Below are 16,756 nucleotides of genomic sequence, written 5' to 3'. Positions count from 1 at the left end.
AACTTTGTGTGAAAATATAATTGATTCAAACATTGATAATCGGGTGATGCTTTCATCCCATCTTTGCGCTGTAAACTAATATTCGCATTTATGGAAAATCAATCTGGAGACAGCATTTCTCGTATTCTGACAATCGTTTTGGAGATTTTGGAAGATGTGCGTTATCTGAAAGAACATCGCAGTATGCTTGACGGTGATCCGATGTTGGATTTTTCGGAAGTTTGTCAGATTCTGCATCAGAGTGAGCGTCAGGTTCGGCGCTATAGGGAACAAGGCCCTGCGAGAGCTTGTTCCGGAAGCGGAATTATGCTATCGCATCTCGTATGATGAGAATAGATATGGAAACTATTGCCACTGCAATGATATGGTATCCACATTGACAGCATTGTTTTTATATCGGTGGATAAACCGATTTCATCTGAAAATCAAATTTTGAGTGGATTTCGCCATCAGTCCCGTTTGTTCTTTATACAATTGAGAAAGTCAAAATCCACAGACTAAGGTGCATAATAACTGAAACAACTATTTTAATTTTCATAGATTTTAACGAACTTAGCATCATGGAAGCCGGATATATGTAAATCCCGAAAGGAAATAGATGATTGATGCACAAGTCTGACGATTGTTAAATGCAAATAGCAATTAAATAATAATCGTATGAAAAAGATTCAGTTTGTAATATTGATAATTTGTATGAATATGTGTACACCGGATTCGTTCGGTCAAAAACGTCCGTTCAGTGAGTTTGCCAATGATACGGTGGCTTACATGACATACAATTTTTATGAGCATCAGGAAATGTATCAGGGGCAACGGCTTGAAAAATTTTTTCAAGATTTTGATTTGGATATCAAAGCTGTATGTTTGAGCTTTAGTCCTCAGCATCAACTTTACGGGATAGATTTTTGCACACGGCCGGCAGCTCAAATTCGTAAGAATGCTAAAAATGACCAATTTCGGAGTCAATGCTCAATTAGTATTATATTCAGGATAGATCAGATGCCGGATTATCCTGCATCAGTTTCTAAACATCCAATCGAGGATAATGAAGTTATCACTGATTGGAAAGAATCCTACAGAGAGGAATTTAAGAATATGATTCCGTGGATGTTTTTTTACGATCCGGAAAAATAACCATGACTATTTGGATGAATGTACTATAATGGCCGCATTCGGACTTGAGGGCCCTATGTGTCACTATCCAGAATCCATCCCTAAAACACCCCAAATTGGAAATGTTGTTATTATAGACTGGGATGATTCGTATCAGCATGCACTATGGAATTATGTTCCCGATATGTTTTTTTATCGATTTGCGCCAAAATGAATCATCAATATGATCAATGGCTTACAATCAAAGATTGGGAAAATTGATGCGATCTTTGATTATTTTTCTCTTTTAGTAGGTAAAATATTTTATATTTCGTTTGATCAAGATCGGTAATTGCAATCGGCAGACAAGAGGACTGATGAAATTCAGGAAATTTCCCTAAATTTGTGATTGAAACTTGTTTTATCCGTATAATGTATAAAAATGGATAGCGGAACGTTTCCCGGATATTTTGTGCGGACAATTATCGAGTGCATCCGTGTTGTAATGACACGGGGAGTCGTGTTGTCGGTATTGTTGGCCGGGGCATGTATCGGAGAGGATGACCAGTCGTTTGAATCACGAGTGCAGGTTGGCGATATTGCACCCGATTTCGCCGTTGAGATGTATGACGGCGGTGAAATCCGGCTCTCCGAGCTGCGCGGCAATGTCGTGTTGCTGGTTTTCTTCGCTTCGTGGTGTCCTGAATGCAGGTCGGAACTGGCACTCCTGCCGACCGAAATATTGGACCGTTTCGCCGGTCGGAAATTCGTATTGCTCGCTGTCTCGCGCGGTGAGAGCCGGGAGCAACTGGCTGTATTCCGAGAAGAATCCGGACTCGGGTTTCCGATGGGGCTCGATCCCGACGGTTCGGTTTACGGGTTGTATGCTACGCAAACCGTTCCCCGAAACTACCTGCTGGACTGCGAAGGGCGTGTTGCGGCCCTTTCGGAGGGTTACGATGTCACCGGATTTGGCGAAATCCTGAACCGGGCCGGAGCCTTGCTTTCGGAAACTGTCGAATAGGACGGGCGGATCGTTTTTTGTCGGATTTTTCCGGAAAAGAAAAATTTATTCGAAAATTCCCCCCCCCCTCATTTTGGGAAATAAAAAATATCTTGTATATTTGCCAATACGTTATGACACTACATGCAAATAGGGTAATCCCGACCGTTCCGGTCGGCCTGCCGGGTGTTTGTCCGGCGGGTGAATGGCGTTCTGAAGTTCGGATTTCCCCCCCCCTCGCTGCATAGGCGGAAAGCATTCCTTTTTGATATAAAAACCCTATCCGGACCGGTTTTCGGTTCGGATAGGGTTTCGTATGCTTTTTTGTTGCCGGGCAGTCGCTCCCGGGCGGTATGCATGTCGGAACTGAAACTGGATTATGAAAGGAAAACAGCTTTTGCGTCAGCTGCTTTTGTTCGTGGGAATCATCTGGTGGGGAGGAACGACGGGCGTTGCGGCACAGCAGGTTGCAGTGAAGACCAACCTGCTCTATTGGGCGACATCCACGCCTAACGTGGGGGCCGAATTCGGCTTGGGGGACCGGACGACACTCGATGTGTCGTTCGGCTACAATCCTTGGACGCTGAACCGTGCGGAGAACCGTAAGGTCCGGCATGTGCTGGTGATGCCTGAATTCCGCTACTGGCTCTGCGAGAGCTTTCGCGGCCATTTCTTTGGCTTGCATACGGGTTATACCTACTATAATATCAGCGGGGTCGGCATCCCGTTTCATTCCGGAACCCGCGGCAGCCGCTATCAGGGGTGGGCTACCGGGCTCGGACTCTCCTATGGCTATTCGTGGGTGCTGGGCCGCCGCTGGAATCTCGAAGCGACCATCGGCCTGGGATATGTCTATACTGATTACAGGAAATACGACTGTGTGACCTGCGGCGATTATCTCGGGCGGCAGTCGAAACATCTCTTTACGCCCACCAAAGCGGGTATTACGCTGATTTACCGGATAAAATGAGACCCATGAGAAGGATGTTGCTGTTGTTGGCGCTTGCTCCCGTGGCACTTCGGGCACAAGTGTATCTCACGAATGAACGGATCGCCAAGGTCCGTCGCAACGTGGAAGTGCGTTTCGACGTGCGTGCCGACAAGGGAGCCGTGCGGGGACCTTATCGGATTGTATGTACGCCTTGCCTCGTGAATGGGACGGATACGGCGTGGCTGGAGCCTTTTGAGGTATTCAGCCGCACGTCGTTGCGCCGGGAGCGTCAGGATCGCCTGCTGCTGTATCGTGAACGCGACTGGCAGCCCGGACCGCGGCAGCTGCTCCACGGCTCGTCGATCGCCTATGCGGCCGAAATCCCCTATGAGCGCTGGATGCGTTCGGCGACGCTCTCCTATCGGTGCGAGATAGTGGGGTGTGACCGCTGCAGGGAACGTGCTGTGCTGCCTGTGGCTGAAAATATTCCGGTCTATGTGCCGCCTGTTCCCGAAATGAAGGCTGTCGGGGCCGATCCGCAGCATTTTGAAGTGGTGGATGTCCATCGCCGCTGGGAGTTCCGGGAGCGGGAAATGAAGGTCGATTTCCGCGTATCGCGCATGGAGCTGGATGCGAACCTTTATGGGAACCGGCGGACGCTGGACGAAATCGTGGAAGCGCTGCGCGGGTTGCTGGCGCGCCGGGACCGGCGTCTTTCGGAGATCGAGATCTACGGTTTCGCCTCGCCCGAGGGACGTATCGACTTCAACGAACGGCTGGCCGAAGGACGGGCCGAAGCGCTTGAAAATTATCTCCGGCAGGCCGTTCCTGAACTTTCCGGGGAACAGTTCCGGCTGGTGAACGGCGTCGAGAACTGGGACGGACTGCGGCGCATGGTCGCCGAATCGCAGATGCCCGGCCGCGAAGAGGTGCTGGCCGTGATCGACTCGATTCCCGTAGAACAGGGACGCAAAAGCCGCCTGATGGCCCTGCACGGCGGCGACACATATCGCTATATGCTCCGGGAGTTTTACCCGTTGCTGCGCAACGCCTGCTATATCTCGGTCTATTACGACGTGCTGGAGGATACCGCCGCGACGAAGATCAACGAGGCCCACGGTCTGATCCGCGAAGGGCGTTACGCCGAAGCGCTGCGCCTGCTCGAAGGGATCGGGGACGACCCGCGCGCCTACAATGCCGTTGGGGTCTGTCACATGATGCTCGAGGAGGAGGACGAGGCCGCCGAGTGGTTCGAAAAGGCCGTCGCGGCAGGGCATGAAGAGGCCCGGGAAAATCTGGAACAGATCCGATAACGAACTATATAAGTCACTCTATTATCCATTTAATTCATCTTTTTTATGAAACTTAACAAACTATTCGTTTCCGCCCTGGCAGCCCTGGCGTTTGTTGCCTGCAGTAAGGACGGTGAAACCGGGGCCGAGGGTCCCGAGAGTGGACAGGGAATGTCCGTGACCATCTCGCTCCGCAACTCCGGCTCGGCAGCCGCGCAGGCCGCCGGCAAGGGAACGCGCGCTGCTGAGACTGGATTTACGCAGGATGCCGGTACGGCGATCGAGCTGAAATCGATCACGGTGTTCTTTGCTGATGCCGACGGCAATATCGTCGAGACCGGGCAATTCGACGAGGCGCAGCTCACGGCTCAGAAGGCCGTATTCCACGGGATTAATCCGAGTGCCACGCAGGCTATCGCCGTAGCCAACTACGGAGACCTTCTGCCGTCGGCTACACCCGCCACGATCACTGCGTTGAAAGCCACCGAACTCACGTTGGCGGACTATCAGTCGAAAAAACTGCAGACCGAAGTGCCCCTGATTAGTGTTGCGGCGAATCTTGTGCCGGACGAGGCTGCTAATCACCCGGCTGACGTTGATCATGGTGATGACAAGATTGCCTGGTACAAAGTGAGCCTGGATCTGGTTCCGGTGCTGTCGCGCATCGAGATCGGCGGTAATTTGACCATTACCTCCGAGATGGCGGAGGGTAAGTTCGTTTACTCAGCGTTCACCATGGCGAATGTGGGTCTGAACGGCTTGTACGAAGCCTGCAAGTTGGGCGGCGGCGAGTCGGGAGAGCGGGTTTACACGAATGCCAATGCGACCGGTTTCCCGGCTACTGGCGATACTTCCCCCACTCCGACATGGATGTACGATGCTTTGCCGAATACGGACCTGATCGCTGCTTCCGGGAATTCGGCTTCCATGGAAAAAGTCTATGCCTATAACGTGATGCCGGGCGACAAGCCGGAGATCACGCTGCAATTCAATAGCACGCCGATGCAGGATCTGCCGGAGGGTGCTCCGGTGCCCGTTTCTCCGAAGGCCTATATCAAGATCGTGAACTTTGCCGAGGGTGGCTCGATGACTCTTGCGCCCGGTAAGATTTACAAGATCGAGGATATCTCGTTCAACCAGGACAAGGTGACGATGCTCGATAATCAGGTGCTCTGCGTGGAGGTTAGTGTCACTGTGCAGAACTGGGAGATTCTAGATGTAGAGAATCCCGAATTCGGCGACTGATCGCATCTTATTTCTTTGCGGGAGACCGGCGCTTTTGCCGGGCCGGTCTCCCGTTTTTCAAAACACACGAAAACATAAACACATTCACGATGGATAAACCGCGGATATTTCTCCTTTCGCTGCTGTCCCTTCTTTGTGCCGGATGTATTTCGGAGGACCTGAGCAAGTGCGACAGGGGTTTCAGCCTGGAGCTGAGTTACACGGGGGACGGTTCGGACGAGGTCTTTCACGAGAAGATCTGCCATGTGATGCTGTATGTTTTCGACGGAGAGGACCTCTGCGTCGATCTGCGTCCGGCCACCGATGCCGAGATCGCGGCATGCACGGTGCGGTTTTCCAACGATTATCCCGAGGGTGATTACCGGGTCATTTGCCTGGGGAATCCCCACGACACGAAAACGACCGACCCCGAAGGGTGCGGTTGCGACGAGATGCGTTTTGCCGATCCTGCCTGGTTCGAAGGCGGAGAGATCGCTTCGAACGACTCGCTCTATTATGCTGCGACCGATATTACGATCGCCCGCGGACGCTCGGGACGCCAGACGGCGCGTTTCGCAAGTTCGCATTATAAGATATATGTGGAGGTTGCGGGGTTTGATCCCGCGGCGGTGACGCCTGTGTTCAAGATGCACGGCGTATGTCCGGCGACGGACTTCGAGAACCGTGCCTGCGGCGACCCGATGACCTACCATTTGCAAACCTCACCCTACGATGCCCGGAGCGGCCGGGTGTTTTCCCGGTTCAACATCATGCGCCGTATCGGTGACGACACCGGGATCGAACTGCTCGATGCGGACGGCGGACGCCTGGCTGCGGTTAACCTGCCCGAGTTCCTTGCCGAACACGATGAAATAGACCTGTCGAAGCATGAGGTACTGATCCCCGTCTCTTTCCGGTTCAAGGACATAGGGGTGGAAGTCTCTGTCCCCGACTGGTATATCGAGGATGTAAAACCTGAAATCTGAACGTCATGCTGAAGCTCTTCCATTCTGTTGGTTTTGCCGGGGCCCTGCTCGGAGTCGCATTGTTTGTTGCGGCCTGCTCGGAGCCGGAATCCGGCCCCGGCGCCGGATCGGAGGCGGGGGTGACCGTCACGATGAATATCGCTGCGGGGAGTGCCGATGAAGGGACGGCTGTTGCCGGTGAGGAGATTCATGCCCTGTGGGTCTATGCCTTTCTGGGGAAACGCCAGATCGGCAGCTGCCGGATCGCCGATACGCAGAAGGAGTTCCCCGACGGTCATATTCGGTTCCTGATGGATCTGGAACTCTACTCTTATACGGACCCGTGCGACGTCACCTTCTACCTGATCGCCAATGAGGATGAGTTCCACAATTCGGACGGAAACAACGGTTCGAACTTTTTCCGGAAGGAGATGCGCCGCGTGGACCTCGACAAATATACTTTCGAAGAGATACATCCGGGTTCGGGCGATCCGCATGCCGTGCCGCTGACACTGCGGGCAACGCGCCGGATCGACCCGCGCAATGTCAGGGACAGCAGCGCTCCGGGCCATGACGGGCATCATCTGCTGACCGATGCTCTCGAATTTTCGTTGGTGCGCTGTGTGGGGCGTCTGGAGATGTATTTCGCCAAGGAGCAGAGCGAAACACCTTACGAACTTAAGATACATTCGGTGAGCATACAACCTCGGGGGCTGTGTAATTACAGCTATGCTTTCCTGCCCGACGACGAAGCGGAACGGCGGGCGTTGCTGGAGCAAATTCCGCATAGCATTACCTCGCCTTTCTATGTCGTTGGGTCGGCAACCAGCGCTCCGGTCCCTGTCGAGGCGGTAGCCGCGGAACGGAATGACCACGACGCCTATGCCAATCTCACGGCTGAGAAGGATTATTATTGTTTCGACAATCCGTTCGGGTCGTCGGATACGAATGCCGCGGGGCATGAACTGGGTTATGAACTGCAGATTGTTTACAGCATCGATGGCGGCAAGTCGGTGAAATCGGTATACCTGCCGCCGACGTCGCGCAATACCCGCTATCGCATCTGGTGTTATGTGCCTTACGACGGTCTGGTCTATGTGAATTATGAAATTGGGGAGTGGATCGAAACCGGGAATGTGGAGTTGGATTTCGATTATCCGACCTATGAGTTCCGGGCCTATCCTCTTGCTTTAGGCAATGCGGAGCTGAATTATAAGACCGAGGTACACCATACCCAAGATGCATACAGCCTTGCAGGTGCAGTCCGTTTCCGGATGTCGATGACGAAAGGTATTTCGTGGATGCCTTCGCTGCTTGGCAATGCTGCGGCTTATAAGATCGCCGTTTACCCTGAGGAGACGCCGTTCGATGTGAAAGACCTTGCCAGTGTGGACAAAAGCTCTCTCCCGGTGGGACCTGGCGAACAGTGGTACACGATCTGTATTACGGCTGTGCACGGATTGGAGGAGTATTGGACCCCTGCCACAGGTAAGACCGAACCGCCTGTGGCTTTCCTGACGGTTACTTCCCGGTTGTGGAGCCTTCCGAATATGAAGCTGCAGATCAATCGGAATGACCTCTTCCCTTACGACGATGAACTGGGATCGGATTATTTGCCCTATATCAAAATCACACAAGGCGAAAATAGCTGATTTTTGAACGATGAAACGCCCTATTGACATATTGTTGCTTTTAGCCATGCTGCTTTGTGGGGCGGCTTGTGCCGACGATCCGGCTGCCGATCCGCTGCCGGACATACCCGGCAGTGACGCGATCTGGCTGCAGGTCGGGACCTCCCGGAACGGAACGGGAGCGAAATCCGCCGCGACCCGTGCTGCGGGCACGGAGGTCGAGAACAGCGTCACGCATCTCGACCTGCTGATCTTCGACGACAAAGGCGTGTGTGTCCATTATCAGGAGATAGCCACGCCTGCCGAACGTTTTCCGCTGAGTGTCCGTAAGTCGCATTTCGATTCCGACGCCGCTTACGACATCTATCTTTTTGCCAATTATCCGGGGGATGACCTTGCCGATGTGGAGCATTTCACGACCCTGAAAAACAAGACGCTGTACAACATGTACGTTTATGCCACGGGACTTACCGAGCGGGAGAACGTCCCCGCTACCTTTCTGATGGAAGGACATTTGTCGGGAGAAAAACTCAACGACAGTACAGAAAGCCGGGAGGACAAGGAGTTGAATATTGTGTTGTCGCGTGCCGCCGCCAAGATCGTTTTGAACCTGCGTACGGGGGAGAGTTCTGAGGGGGTGGTTTACGAACTGGCCTATGACGAAAACGACGAGACAAACGACAATGGCGTGCGCCGTCTTCCGGCCAATATTCCCTGTGAAACGTATTTGGTCCCGCCGTCGGACGAAGAGTTGAGAACTTTCTCGCCGAAGCTCTATACACCGGCGTCGCTGACGACCGTCGGGGTCGAATATGGAACATACGGAGGGAATCGCTGTGCCGCGGTGACGCTCTATGCCTATGCGAATGACTGGTCGGGCGACGATTCCTATACGACCGAACCCCGCGTGCTGGTGCAACTGCCGTTGCGCTACCGAAAAAAGGAGGCTCCGGACGACGCATGGGAGCTGCGGACCAACAATTATTATGCGATTCCGCTCAACAATAGTCGTAACGACAGCCACCGGTTGTTGCGCAACCGCATCTATACCACGACAATTACCTTCAGCGGACTGGGCGGCACGGAGATCGACAACGCCAAAGAACTCAAGGATGTCGTTTTCAAGACCGAGGATTGGGTGACGAATGATATCGTCGTTGATACGGGCGACAGCCCGCAGTTCCTCTTTTTGACAACCAACGACTTGCGCATGGATGACATGACGCCCGAGGGCGCCGGGGCGGACTATGTGGCTGAGGACCATTCGGTCGGTTTCTCGTCGTCGTCGCCCGTGACGGTGACGGTTGACAAGGTATATTATTATAACAAGTTCGGTCTCGAGACACAGCTTACTTCCTCGCAGGTGGCTGATGCAGGCATTTCGGTCAGGCCGTCGACGGACACGGGCGTTGCAGGTGTGATCGAGGTGCTGGGCAAGTCGCCTGACAATAACGCCATCCGTTATATTGAGGTGACGGTTACCAATCAAACAGGACAAAGCCAACCGCTACATATCGAGCAGTATCCATTGGTCTACATCACCAATTCGCTGGGGTATTTCTCTTACCGGGATGATTTTACGAATCACTATAAAAACAATCAGGTTACACATTGGCTCCAACATTGTGGCTGGTTAGAAGGGCAACTTTTCCCTCCGATTTTTTATAAATTTTCTGATCGTGTTCTTGTTCGGCTCAGATCAGGGCAGGATAATACTTGGAGTCTGGACTATTCTTATACGCCCTGGACTGCAAATGAAGAGGGTGATGATGTCGATGGAGTACTTTTCGTTTCGAAAGTGTTGCAGGATTATTCGGAAACAACAGGTTTGGGGAGTATCAACAATTACGGTTGGGGACTAGTTGTTAGTGGATGGACCGCTAAATCTTGGTTGGGTGGAAATAATACCAAACGATCGAATTCGCATATTTACCATGTGAGAATAACCTCGACCTCTGGTGAATATGTGCTCGGCCGTCCCCGAATGACAACATATACTTCCGGAGGCGTGACTTACGATGTGACCGACGGGCGTGAGGATAATCAAAAGTTGGTTTCGCCTTCGTTTATGATTGCTTCACAGTTGGGAATGGTCGCAAACGGATCGCTTATCACTGAGAATATATTGGATGCAGCAGCAGATCATTGCGCTAAATATGTTGAAGCGGTTTACAAGGATCGGGAGAACCCCAGTGACAACGCGCTGATCTATTACGATGACTGGCGACTGCCAACCAAAGCTGAATTGGAAATCATCGGTAAATTCCAAACAGGATCGGAGGCAATGGATATTGTGCTTGATCGTCCCAACTATTGGTCGGCTGGTGGTGAGGTTAAGAATATTGGCACGGGTTATACCGTAGATGTGGACGGTAATCAGGTAGATATGACTGGGACAGGCATCCGCTGCGTGCGCGACCATTACCGGGGCGAGGTGGGTAAATAATCGGGATTATGAAACGAATTGCGACATATATTGTATCGTTGCTGGCTTTGGCCTGCATATCCTGTACGCAAACGCCCGTGGAGGTTGTTCCGGAGGCTGTGCCCGGTGACGTGTTGCATGTCGAGATCGCTGTGACGGTCCCCGACATGCCGGTCGTCACGACGCGCAGCGTCGATCCCGACGGTCTCGGAATCCAGTCGATGACACTGCTCTGCTTCGACCGTGACGGTCTTTTTCTCTCCCGTGTAACGCCTTCGGAACTCGACGTCCAAGCTGACCAGTTGTCTGGAACGCTTTCTGCGGATGTGCCGAGTCGAACGCAAATCATCCATTTTCTGGCGAATCAGAATCTCGAATCGTCGTTTAACGACGCAGCCAACCGGGGACGCCACGAAAATAGCGTGGTATTGGAACTGCTCTCTACTTCGGCACGAGTAGTCTACTGGGGACGGGTGTCGAGCGTACAGTTCGGTGACGGCAATACCCCTTCCGATGGAGATTTGGTCGCAACGCTCAAGAACCCGGTGATACTGGTGCGTAACATGGCAAAGATTTCCTTTGCGCAGGGGAGCGTCGAGGTCGGCGGAGAGACTGTCAATGTGCCTTTTACCGTGACGGGCTTTGCTGTTTGCAATCAGAATTCGTTCGGCACGGTGGCGCCCTATGACACCTCCGAGCGCTCGTTCCTCTGGACCCGCGAGTCATTCTTCGTAACGCTGCCCCGCGACCTGAGCAAATGCACCGATCCCGAAGAGCTGCTCGGGACTTCGGACGAGTTCGTTTTCGAATATGCCAATGCCTCGGATGACCAGATGTATGTCGTGGTGAAGGGGCGCAATGCCGGTGATACGGAGGAGCTTTATTACCGGGTGTTGCTGCTTGACAATACGACGCAGGAACCGTTGCCGATCGTACGCAACCATCACTACCGCATCGTGGTGAAAGAGCGTCTCGAAGGAGGTGTCCGTTCGTTCGCCGAGGCCAAGACGGCACCCCCGGTCAACAATGTCTGGATTTCGGTCGAGCAGGAGATTCCCTCGGTTTCCGACGGGACGACGACGCTCACCGTCGACAAGACCTTCGTCGTATTTTCCGGACAGAGTGTGTCCGGGCAGAGATCGGTCACCTTCCGGTGCAACGCGACGGAGCGTCCCGAAGTGCGCTGGCTCAGTAACAATATATCCAGTACCGATGACTTGTCGGGCTATCAGTTCTTCGGCGGGGTGGGGACAATCAGTTTTACGCTGCTGCCCGTGGGACCGGGCGAACAGCGTTGGGGCGAACTGATGATCAAATCCGGAAAACTGCAGCGGACGATCCGTTTACTGGCCGTCTCGCAGTTCAAGTTCGTACCCTGTTGGGCCTCGACGAATGTCGACGGTGCGACTTCGGGCGAAGCGGGAGGACAGGAGGTCGTTCTGTTGTTTACCATTCCCGACGATTTTCCCGAGGAGCTGCTGCCGATTGACGTGCTGATTTCGGCCAATCATATCACTCCTGACCCTGCATTACAGAACCTGCGGACGGTGTTCCGGCAAGACTATCTGAAAGCTGACGGGGCGCTCGATCCGGCATGGGGAAGAGATGACAAAGAGCATGATTTCAAATACGTCTACACCATTACGCGCGATGTGCTCGAGCAATCGCACCGTTGCCGCGTCTATTTCCGCACGGCGCTCAATGCCGACCCGGATAATCTCTCAGACCACATCGTTGTCGAAAACCAGTATTTTGCTCCGGTCGAGAAGACCTTTACTTATACGCTCAACTCGGGTGGCGCCATCACACTTGAAAATATGGGCGAATACAATCGGGTGAAATACATGCTCGCAGCGCCTAAGAAGGACGAGGCCGTTACTGTCTCGTTCACTCTGCCGCAGGGTATTTCTGCCGACAATCAGTTCCTGATCTGCACGGAGAGCCTCGACCCGACAGGGGAGTTGCAATCCGATGGCAGGTGGCGTCAGGCTGACGGGTGGCTTAGCGAGATCACCGATGAAGATACGGGCAGTTCGGGCCGCGTGCTGCTTTTCGAGCCGGATCCGGACCGCTACTCCGATAATTCGGTCACGCTCAGTGCGCAACTCAAGACCCGCACGGCGCGTTTCGAGGAGACGGTCCGTGTGGCCGGAACTTCTGCCGAGGGAACCTCTCCGATACACGTCTACAAATCGACCTCGTTCGAATTGGCGTCGTACGATCCTTTTTCGTTCGGTTTTACAGTCGGAGATTCGCAAGACGGGAAGGTCGCATTCGACTATGCTGATAGCGGTACAGACGTGGAGGTTACCTTCACCCTGGCGAGCCGTTCCGGAGCCGGAGAACAGGAGGTGACCCCTATAGGTCGGGAGTTTGTTTGCTATATCGACGCTCCGACACTTCGCCTGCCTGACAATCACCCGGCCGAGATCGCGGAAGTTGAGACGGGTCGTTTTGCCTATACCGTAGCGGCCGACGCATCGTTGGGCACCATCCGGATTCCGTTCGTCACCCGCTCGATCGTCAGCGAGAGCACGGCGCGCATCTATACGGATGACGAGGCGATTCGTTTTGTAGAAGAGGAAATTACCATCGAGAATAACCGCATGGCGGGGGGACTAACCTATATGCGTGATAATTTTAATACGCCGAAGCCGGTTCAGGCCGGAGAGTTTGTCGTTTTCGAGCGTATGGACGGTACGCGTATCGGTGCGATAACGATGACTGAAGAAGGTCGTTATTCACTGCGCCTGCGTAGCGAATACGCCTTTACTTGGTCGCAGACGAAATTGCGGATGTATTATCGGATAGATTCGGGGGAAGATGCCGGTATCTATATTTGGATGGGGGCTGATGGCAGTGGTTTTACACTTTCTGAACTTGCTTCGAACCCGAATATCGGACTCGTTGCGGTTACAGAGTAGAAAACATTTTTTGCGTCCGGCCTGCGATCCGGTTTTGAACCTATCCGACCTTTCACTGTTTATGCGGACATGAAGCTCACTTTTTGAGGGGAGGGGGCTTGTCGTGCATACTTGTCATCGGCTGTCGTTGCAAAGCCAGATATCGGCATATTAGTGCGATAGACTGCGCATGGCGGTCATAGTAAGAACATTGCAAGTCAGACGCGAGAACCGATAAAATGTGGCGTTTTGTCGATACCCAAAGCTGCAGATTAAAAACAATGCAAGTTCTCCGTTCATTGATTCACTTGCGACATTTTGATTAGTTCCTGCATAAGAAATAACAGTGATAAAGGTGCCGTTATGTTGTGTACCACATACGGAACTTTTGCAATCAAGTATCGCAAGGAAAATACGGCTCGTAACATCTCGAAGAATACGACAATAGTTGTCCCTGCGCATGACATCCCGGCATTCAAGCCGTCTCCCGACTTATGTGATGCTGTCAAATAATCAATATAACAGCAATGAGGCCCGAAGAATTTATTCTCTTTCGGGCCTTGACTTTTCTTGTCGGAAAACTGAATAACCCATAACATATGCTGAGGAGTCGATAACCCATAGCCGTGCCGGAGTGTACACGCAGGAAGACACGGAGGCGCTTTTGGAATTACTGCAGCAGGAACCGATCGATGGGGAAGCGCTTAAACGTTATTGCGGAACAGGCAATACGATTTATTTGTATACGCATATCGACTGGAGCGCTCTGGACGGTCCTCTGGTAATCCCTGAGGGAGGGGTATTGTCTGGACGGTCAGGGATATTATGTCGTCTTGGGTGACGGAGGTTTGCTCAGCGGGGATATAACGAATCTTTATACACCTGACGGTAGGGTTATCTGGTTTTGGATTAATCTGCCACAGGTAGTAACCCGGCAGGAGTCGTATTAGCATCGGAATATTCAAGTGGAATACTTTGAATTTTTTCGATGCTATACCATTTATACGATCTGCAATGGCTCCTTGATCGCAGAATGTTTCTTTTCGAATCGTTGACGCATAATAGCAGGAGTGCAATCGGACATTTGATTGAAATATCGTATATTTGTCATCAATAACAAGTATCCTATGCAGTTGTTGCTGATCGACAATTACGATTCGTTCACCTATAACCTGTTGCATCTGGTCCGCGAAGTGTGCGAATCGGCGGATCGCATCGCTGTCGTGCCCAACGATCGTATTTCAGCGATGGAGGTCGGCGATTACGACCGCATCCTGCTCTCTCCGGGGCCCGGCGTCCCCTCCGAGGCGGGAACCCTGCTTGATGTGGTGAGGACGGCTGCGGGGCGGATTCCGATCCTCGGTGTCTGCTTAGGGCATCAGGCTATCGCCGAGGCGTTCGGTGCAGAGCTATGCAATCTCGAACATCCGCTTCACGGCGTGAGGAGCCGCGTGCGGCTCGACACTTCTTCCCGGATATTCCGAGGGCTGCCTCCGACGGTCGCTGTCGGGCGTTATCATTCGTGGATGATGGACGGAGAGACCTTGCCGCCCGATCTGAAAGCTACGGCATGGGACGGCGAGGCCGCGTCATGGCCATCGAGCATGTACGATACGCCGTGTATGGCGTGCAGTTCCACCCCGAATCCTATATGACGGAGTGCGGGGGCGGTATTATCCGTAATTTTCTGAATTCCGACGTATGCGAGCCGAAGAAGTGAGAATCCGGATGAACGACGCCGGCAGACGGCGGACGCCGTTTCTTTTTGCCGTCGATTTTGAAATGACGGAGGGTATCTTTCTGGACGATCCGGCCGCGCAGCACGAGCTGCTGTTCCGGGTTCCGGCCGGTTCGAACATTCCGAAAACAAAAGTACCTGCGGAACGCGGAACTTTCGAAGCTAGCCCCGAACCCTATGAGGTCTATCTGTCGCGCTTCGACGTAGTGATGCAGGGATTGCAACGCGGCGATTCGTTTCTGGCGAACCTGACGCTCCGGACACCTCTCGCCCTGTCTGTTCCGCTGCAGGAGGTGATTCTGCACAGCGATGCCCCTTATTGCCTCTATGTGCCGGGGCGCTTCGCCTGTTTTTCGCCGGAGCGTTTCGTTCGCATAGCCGATGGACGTATCTCGACCAATCCGATGAAGGGAACCATCGACGCCTCAATCCCCGATGCCGCACAGGCCATTCTCGCCGATCCCAAGGAGACGGCGGAACACTATACCGTCGTAGACCTGCTCCGCAATGATCTGGGCATGGTTGCCGAGCGGGTCGAAGTCAAACGTTTCCGCTATATAGACACCCTGCGGACGAACCGGGGAGATATTTTGCAGGTCAGTTCGGAGATCGTCGGGACGCTGCCCGAGGACAGTTTCTCCCGCATGGGCGACATCCTGTTCCGGATGTTGCCGGCGGGCTCCGTATCGGGCGCTCCCAAGCGCTCGACGTTGGAACTGATCCGACGGGCTGAGGAACGGCCGCGGGGATTTTATACCGGAGTCTTCGGTTATTTCGACGGCCGGGAGTTGGACAGCGCCGTGATGATACGCTATATCGAACAGACGGACGGCGGTATGTATTTCCGCAGTGGCGGCGGAATAACCGTGATGAGCCGGCCTGAGGAAGAGTACGACGAGGTGTTGAAAAAAATCTATCTGCCATTCCTATGACGACCTTCAGCGAAGCCATAAGGCTCGAGCAGGGACGATTGCACAACCTTGCCTATCATCAGGCTCGGGTCGACCGCACGGCCGGACATTTTTTCGGGACGTGTCCGAGCCTCTCCGGTTTGCCGAATTCAATCCCCGAAGAGGTACGGCAGGGGTTGTTCAAGTGCCGGGTCGTATATGGCCGCGACATCGGGAAGGTCGAGTACATTCCTTATGTACGGCGACGGATCGAAAAAGTAGGAGTAATCCGGGACGATGCCATCGACTACTCCTACAAATATACGGATCGGAGCCGATTGAATATACTGCTGCGCGATTCGGGGTGCGACGAGATCGTCATTGTCCGCCGCGGTCTGGTGACGGATGCCTCGGCTTTCAATCTCGTGTTCGAGTCTGCCGACGGACTTTTTACGCCGGCCGGTCCGCTGCTGGCCGGGACGAAACGGCAGGAACTGCTGGAGCGGGGCCTGATCGCCGCCCGGCGAATCGAGGCGCAAGAGCTCGGGGACTATCTGAATGTACGGTTCATCAACGCCATGACCGATCTGAAGGAGGCCCCGAAGGTCGCTACGGCAGCATTGGTTCGTCTGTAAGGGACGCTATCTGCGAAGCGCTCCGAC

The 16,756-nt window shown here is 53.3% G+C and carries 12 protein-coding genes and 1 pseudogene; all 13 read left to right on the top strand.

What is annotated here, in order from left to right; translation table 11 throughout:
- Window positions 1–657: 657 nt before the first annotated feature.
- The 13 genes and pseudogenes from BN5935_RS12480 to BN5935_RS12425 all read left to right on the top strand — a co-directional run bounded on the left by BN5935_RS12480 (window position 658) and on the right by BN5935_RS12425 (window position 16,729).
- Entirely contained in the window at window positions 658–1,134 is a 477-nt protein-coding gene (locus BN5935_RS12480; RefSeq protein WP_064976382.1) for a hypothetical protein, read from the top strand.
- A 463-nt stretch (window positions 1,135–1,597) separates the two neighbouring features.
- A complete protein-coding gene (locus BN5935_RS12475) occupies window positions 1,598–2,116 on the top strand; it encodes a peroxiredoxin family protein (protein ID WP_064976947.1) in 519 nt (172 codons plus the stop codon).
- Window positions 2,117–2,474: 358 nt separating this feature from the next.
- Window positions 2,475–3,065, top strand: a complete 591-nt coding sequence (locus tag BN5935_RS12470; protein WP_204244913.1) for a DUF3575 domain-containing protein — start codon at window positions 2,475–2,477, stop codon at window positions 3,063–3,065.
- Between the two features lie 5 nt (window positions 3,066–3,070).
- Window positions 3,071–4,339 carry an OmpA family protein gene (locus tag BN5935_RS12465; protein ID WP_064976381.1) on the top strand — a complete coding sequence of 423 codons (1,269 nt, stop codon included), beginning with the start codon at window positions 3,071–3,073 and terminating at the stop codon, window positions 4,337–4,339.
- 45 nt (window positions 4,340–4,384) lie between these two features.
- The gene (locus BN5935_RS12460; RefSeq protein ID WP_147625834.1) at window positions 4,385–5,563 is read left to right on the top strand and encodes a hypothetical protein; all 1,179 of its coding nucleotides are present in this window, start codon (window positions 4,385–4,387) and stop codon (window positions 5,561–5,563) included.
- Between the two features lie 89 nt (window positions 5,564–5,652).
- The gene (locus BN5935_RS12455; protein ID WP_064976379.1) at window positions 5,653–6,528 is read left to right on the top strand and encodes a FimB/Mfa2 family fimbrial subunit; all 876 of its coding nucleotides are present in this window, start codon (window positions 5,653–5,655) and stop codon (window positions 6,526–6,528) included.
- Between the two features lie 5 nt (window positions 6,529–6,533).
- A complete protein-coding gene (locus tag BN5935_RS12450; protein WP_064976378.1) occupies window positions 6,534–8,159 on the top strand; it encodes a hypothetical protein in 1,626 nt (541 codons plus the stop codon).
- 10 nt (window positions 8,160–8,169) lie between these two features.
- Window positions 8,170–10,584 (top strand): fimbrial tip adhesin FimD, encoded by a 2,415-nt coding sequence (gene fimD / locus BN5935_RS12445; RefSeq protein ID WP_064976377.1) that lies wholly within the window; start codon window positions 8,170–8,172, stop codon window positions 10,582–10,584.
- Window positions 10,585–10,592: 8 nt separating this feature from the next.
- The gene (locus tag BN5935_RS12440) at window positions 10,593–13,487 is read left to right on the top strand and encodes a hypothetical protein (RefSeq protein WP_147625833.1); all 2,895 of its coding nucleotides are present in this window, start codon (window positions 10,593–10,595) and stop codon (window positions 13,485–13,487) included.
- Between the two features lie 300 nt (window positions 13,488–13,787).
- The gene (locus tag BN5935_RS14970) at window positions 13,788–13,979 is read left to right on the top strand and encodes an HU family DNA-binding protein (protein WP_394330956.1); all 192 of its coding nucleotides are present in this window, start codon (window positions 13,788–13,790) and stop codon (window positions 13,977–13,979) included.
- Window positions 13,980–14,593: 614 nt separating this feature from the next.
- Window positions 14,594–15,186 (top strand): annotated as a pseudogene (locus BN5935_RS12435) (anthranilate synthase component II).
- Window positions 15,168–16,136, top strand: coding sequence for an aminodeoxychorismate synthase component I (locus BN5935_RS12430; RefSeq protein ID WP_064976375.1), 969 nt, complete (start codon window positions 15,168–15,170; stop codon window positions 16,134–16,136). The pseudogene BN5935_RS12435 and the gene BN5935_RS12430 overlap by 19 nt, the downstream one beginning before the upstream one ends.
- Entirely contained in the window at window positions 16,133–16,729 is a 597-nt protein-coding gene (locus tag BN5935_RS12425) for an aminotransferase class IV (RefSeq protein ID WP_064976374.1), read from the top strand. Before BN5935_RS12430 ends, BN5935_RS12425 begins: the two co-directional genes overlap by 4 nt.
- Window positions 16,730–16,756: the final 27 nt, after the last annotated feature.

This window comes from Alistipes provencensis, from assembly GCF_900083545.1.
GTDB lineage: Bacteria > Bacteroidota > Bacteroidia > Bacteroidales > Rikenellaceae > Alistipes > Alistipes provencensis.
This window is presented reverse-complemented; position numbering and strand designations above follow the sequence as displayed.

Bases quoted from the DNA above. Each gene is read 5' to 3' on its own strand.
- BN5935_RS12480 (WP_064976382.1), top strand. From the start codon at position 658: ATGAAAAAGATTCAGTTTGTAATATTGATAATTTGTATGAATATGTGT.
- BN5935_RS12475 (WP_064976947.1), top strand. From the start codon at position 1,598: ATGACACGGGGAGTCGTGTTGTCGGTATTGTTGGCCGGGGCATGTATC.
- BN5935_RS12470 (WP_204244913.1), top strand. From the start codon at position 2,475: ATGAAAGGAAAACAGCTTTTGCGTCAGCTGCTTTTGTTCGTGGGAATC.
- BN5935_RS12465 (WP_064976381.1), top strand. From the start codon at position 3,071: ATGAGAAGGATGTTGCTGTTGTTGGCGCTTGCTCCCGTGGCACTTCGG.
- BN5935_RS12460 (WP_147625834.1), top strand. From the start codon at position 4,385: ATGAAACTTAACAAACTATTCGTTTCCGCCCTGGCAGCCCTGGCGTTT.
- BN5935_RS12455 (WP_064976379.1), top strand. From the start codon at position 5,653: ATGGATAAACCGCGGATATTTCTCCTTTCGCTGCTGTCCCTTCTTTGT.
- BN5935_RS12450 (WP_064976378.1), top strand. From the start codon at position 6,534: ATGCTGAAGCTCTTCCATTCTGTTGGTTTTGCCGGGGCCCTGCTCGGA.
- fimD (WP_064976377.1), top strand. From the start codon at position 8,170: ATGAAACGCCCTATTGACATATTGTTGCTTTTAGCCATGCTGCTTTGT.
- BN5935_RS12440 (WP_147625833.1), top strand. From the start codon at position 10,593: ATGAAACGAATTGCGACATATATTGTATCGTTGCTGGCTTTGGCCTGC.
- BN5935_RS12430 (WP_064976375.1), top strand. From the start codon at position 15,168: ATGCGAGCCGAAGAAGTGAGAATCCGGATGAACGACGCCGGCAGACGG.
- BN5935_RS12425 (WP_064976374.1), top strand. From the start codon at position 16,133: ATGACGACCTTCAGCGAAGCCATAAGGCTCGAGCAGGGACGATTGCAC.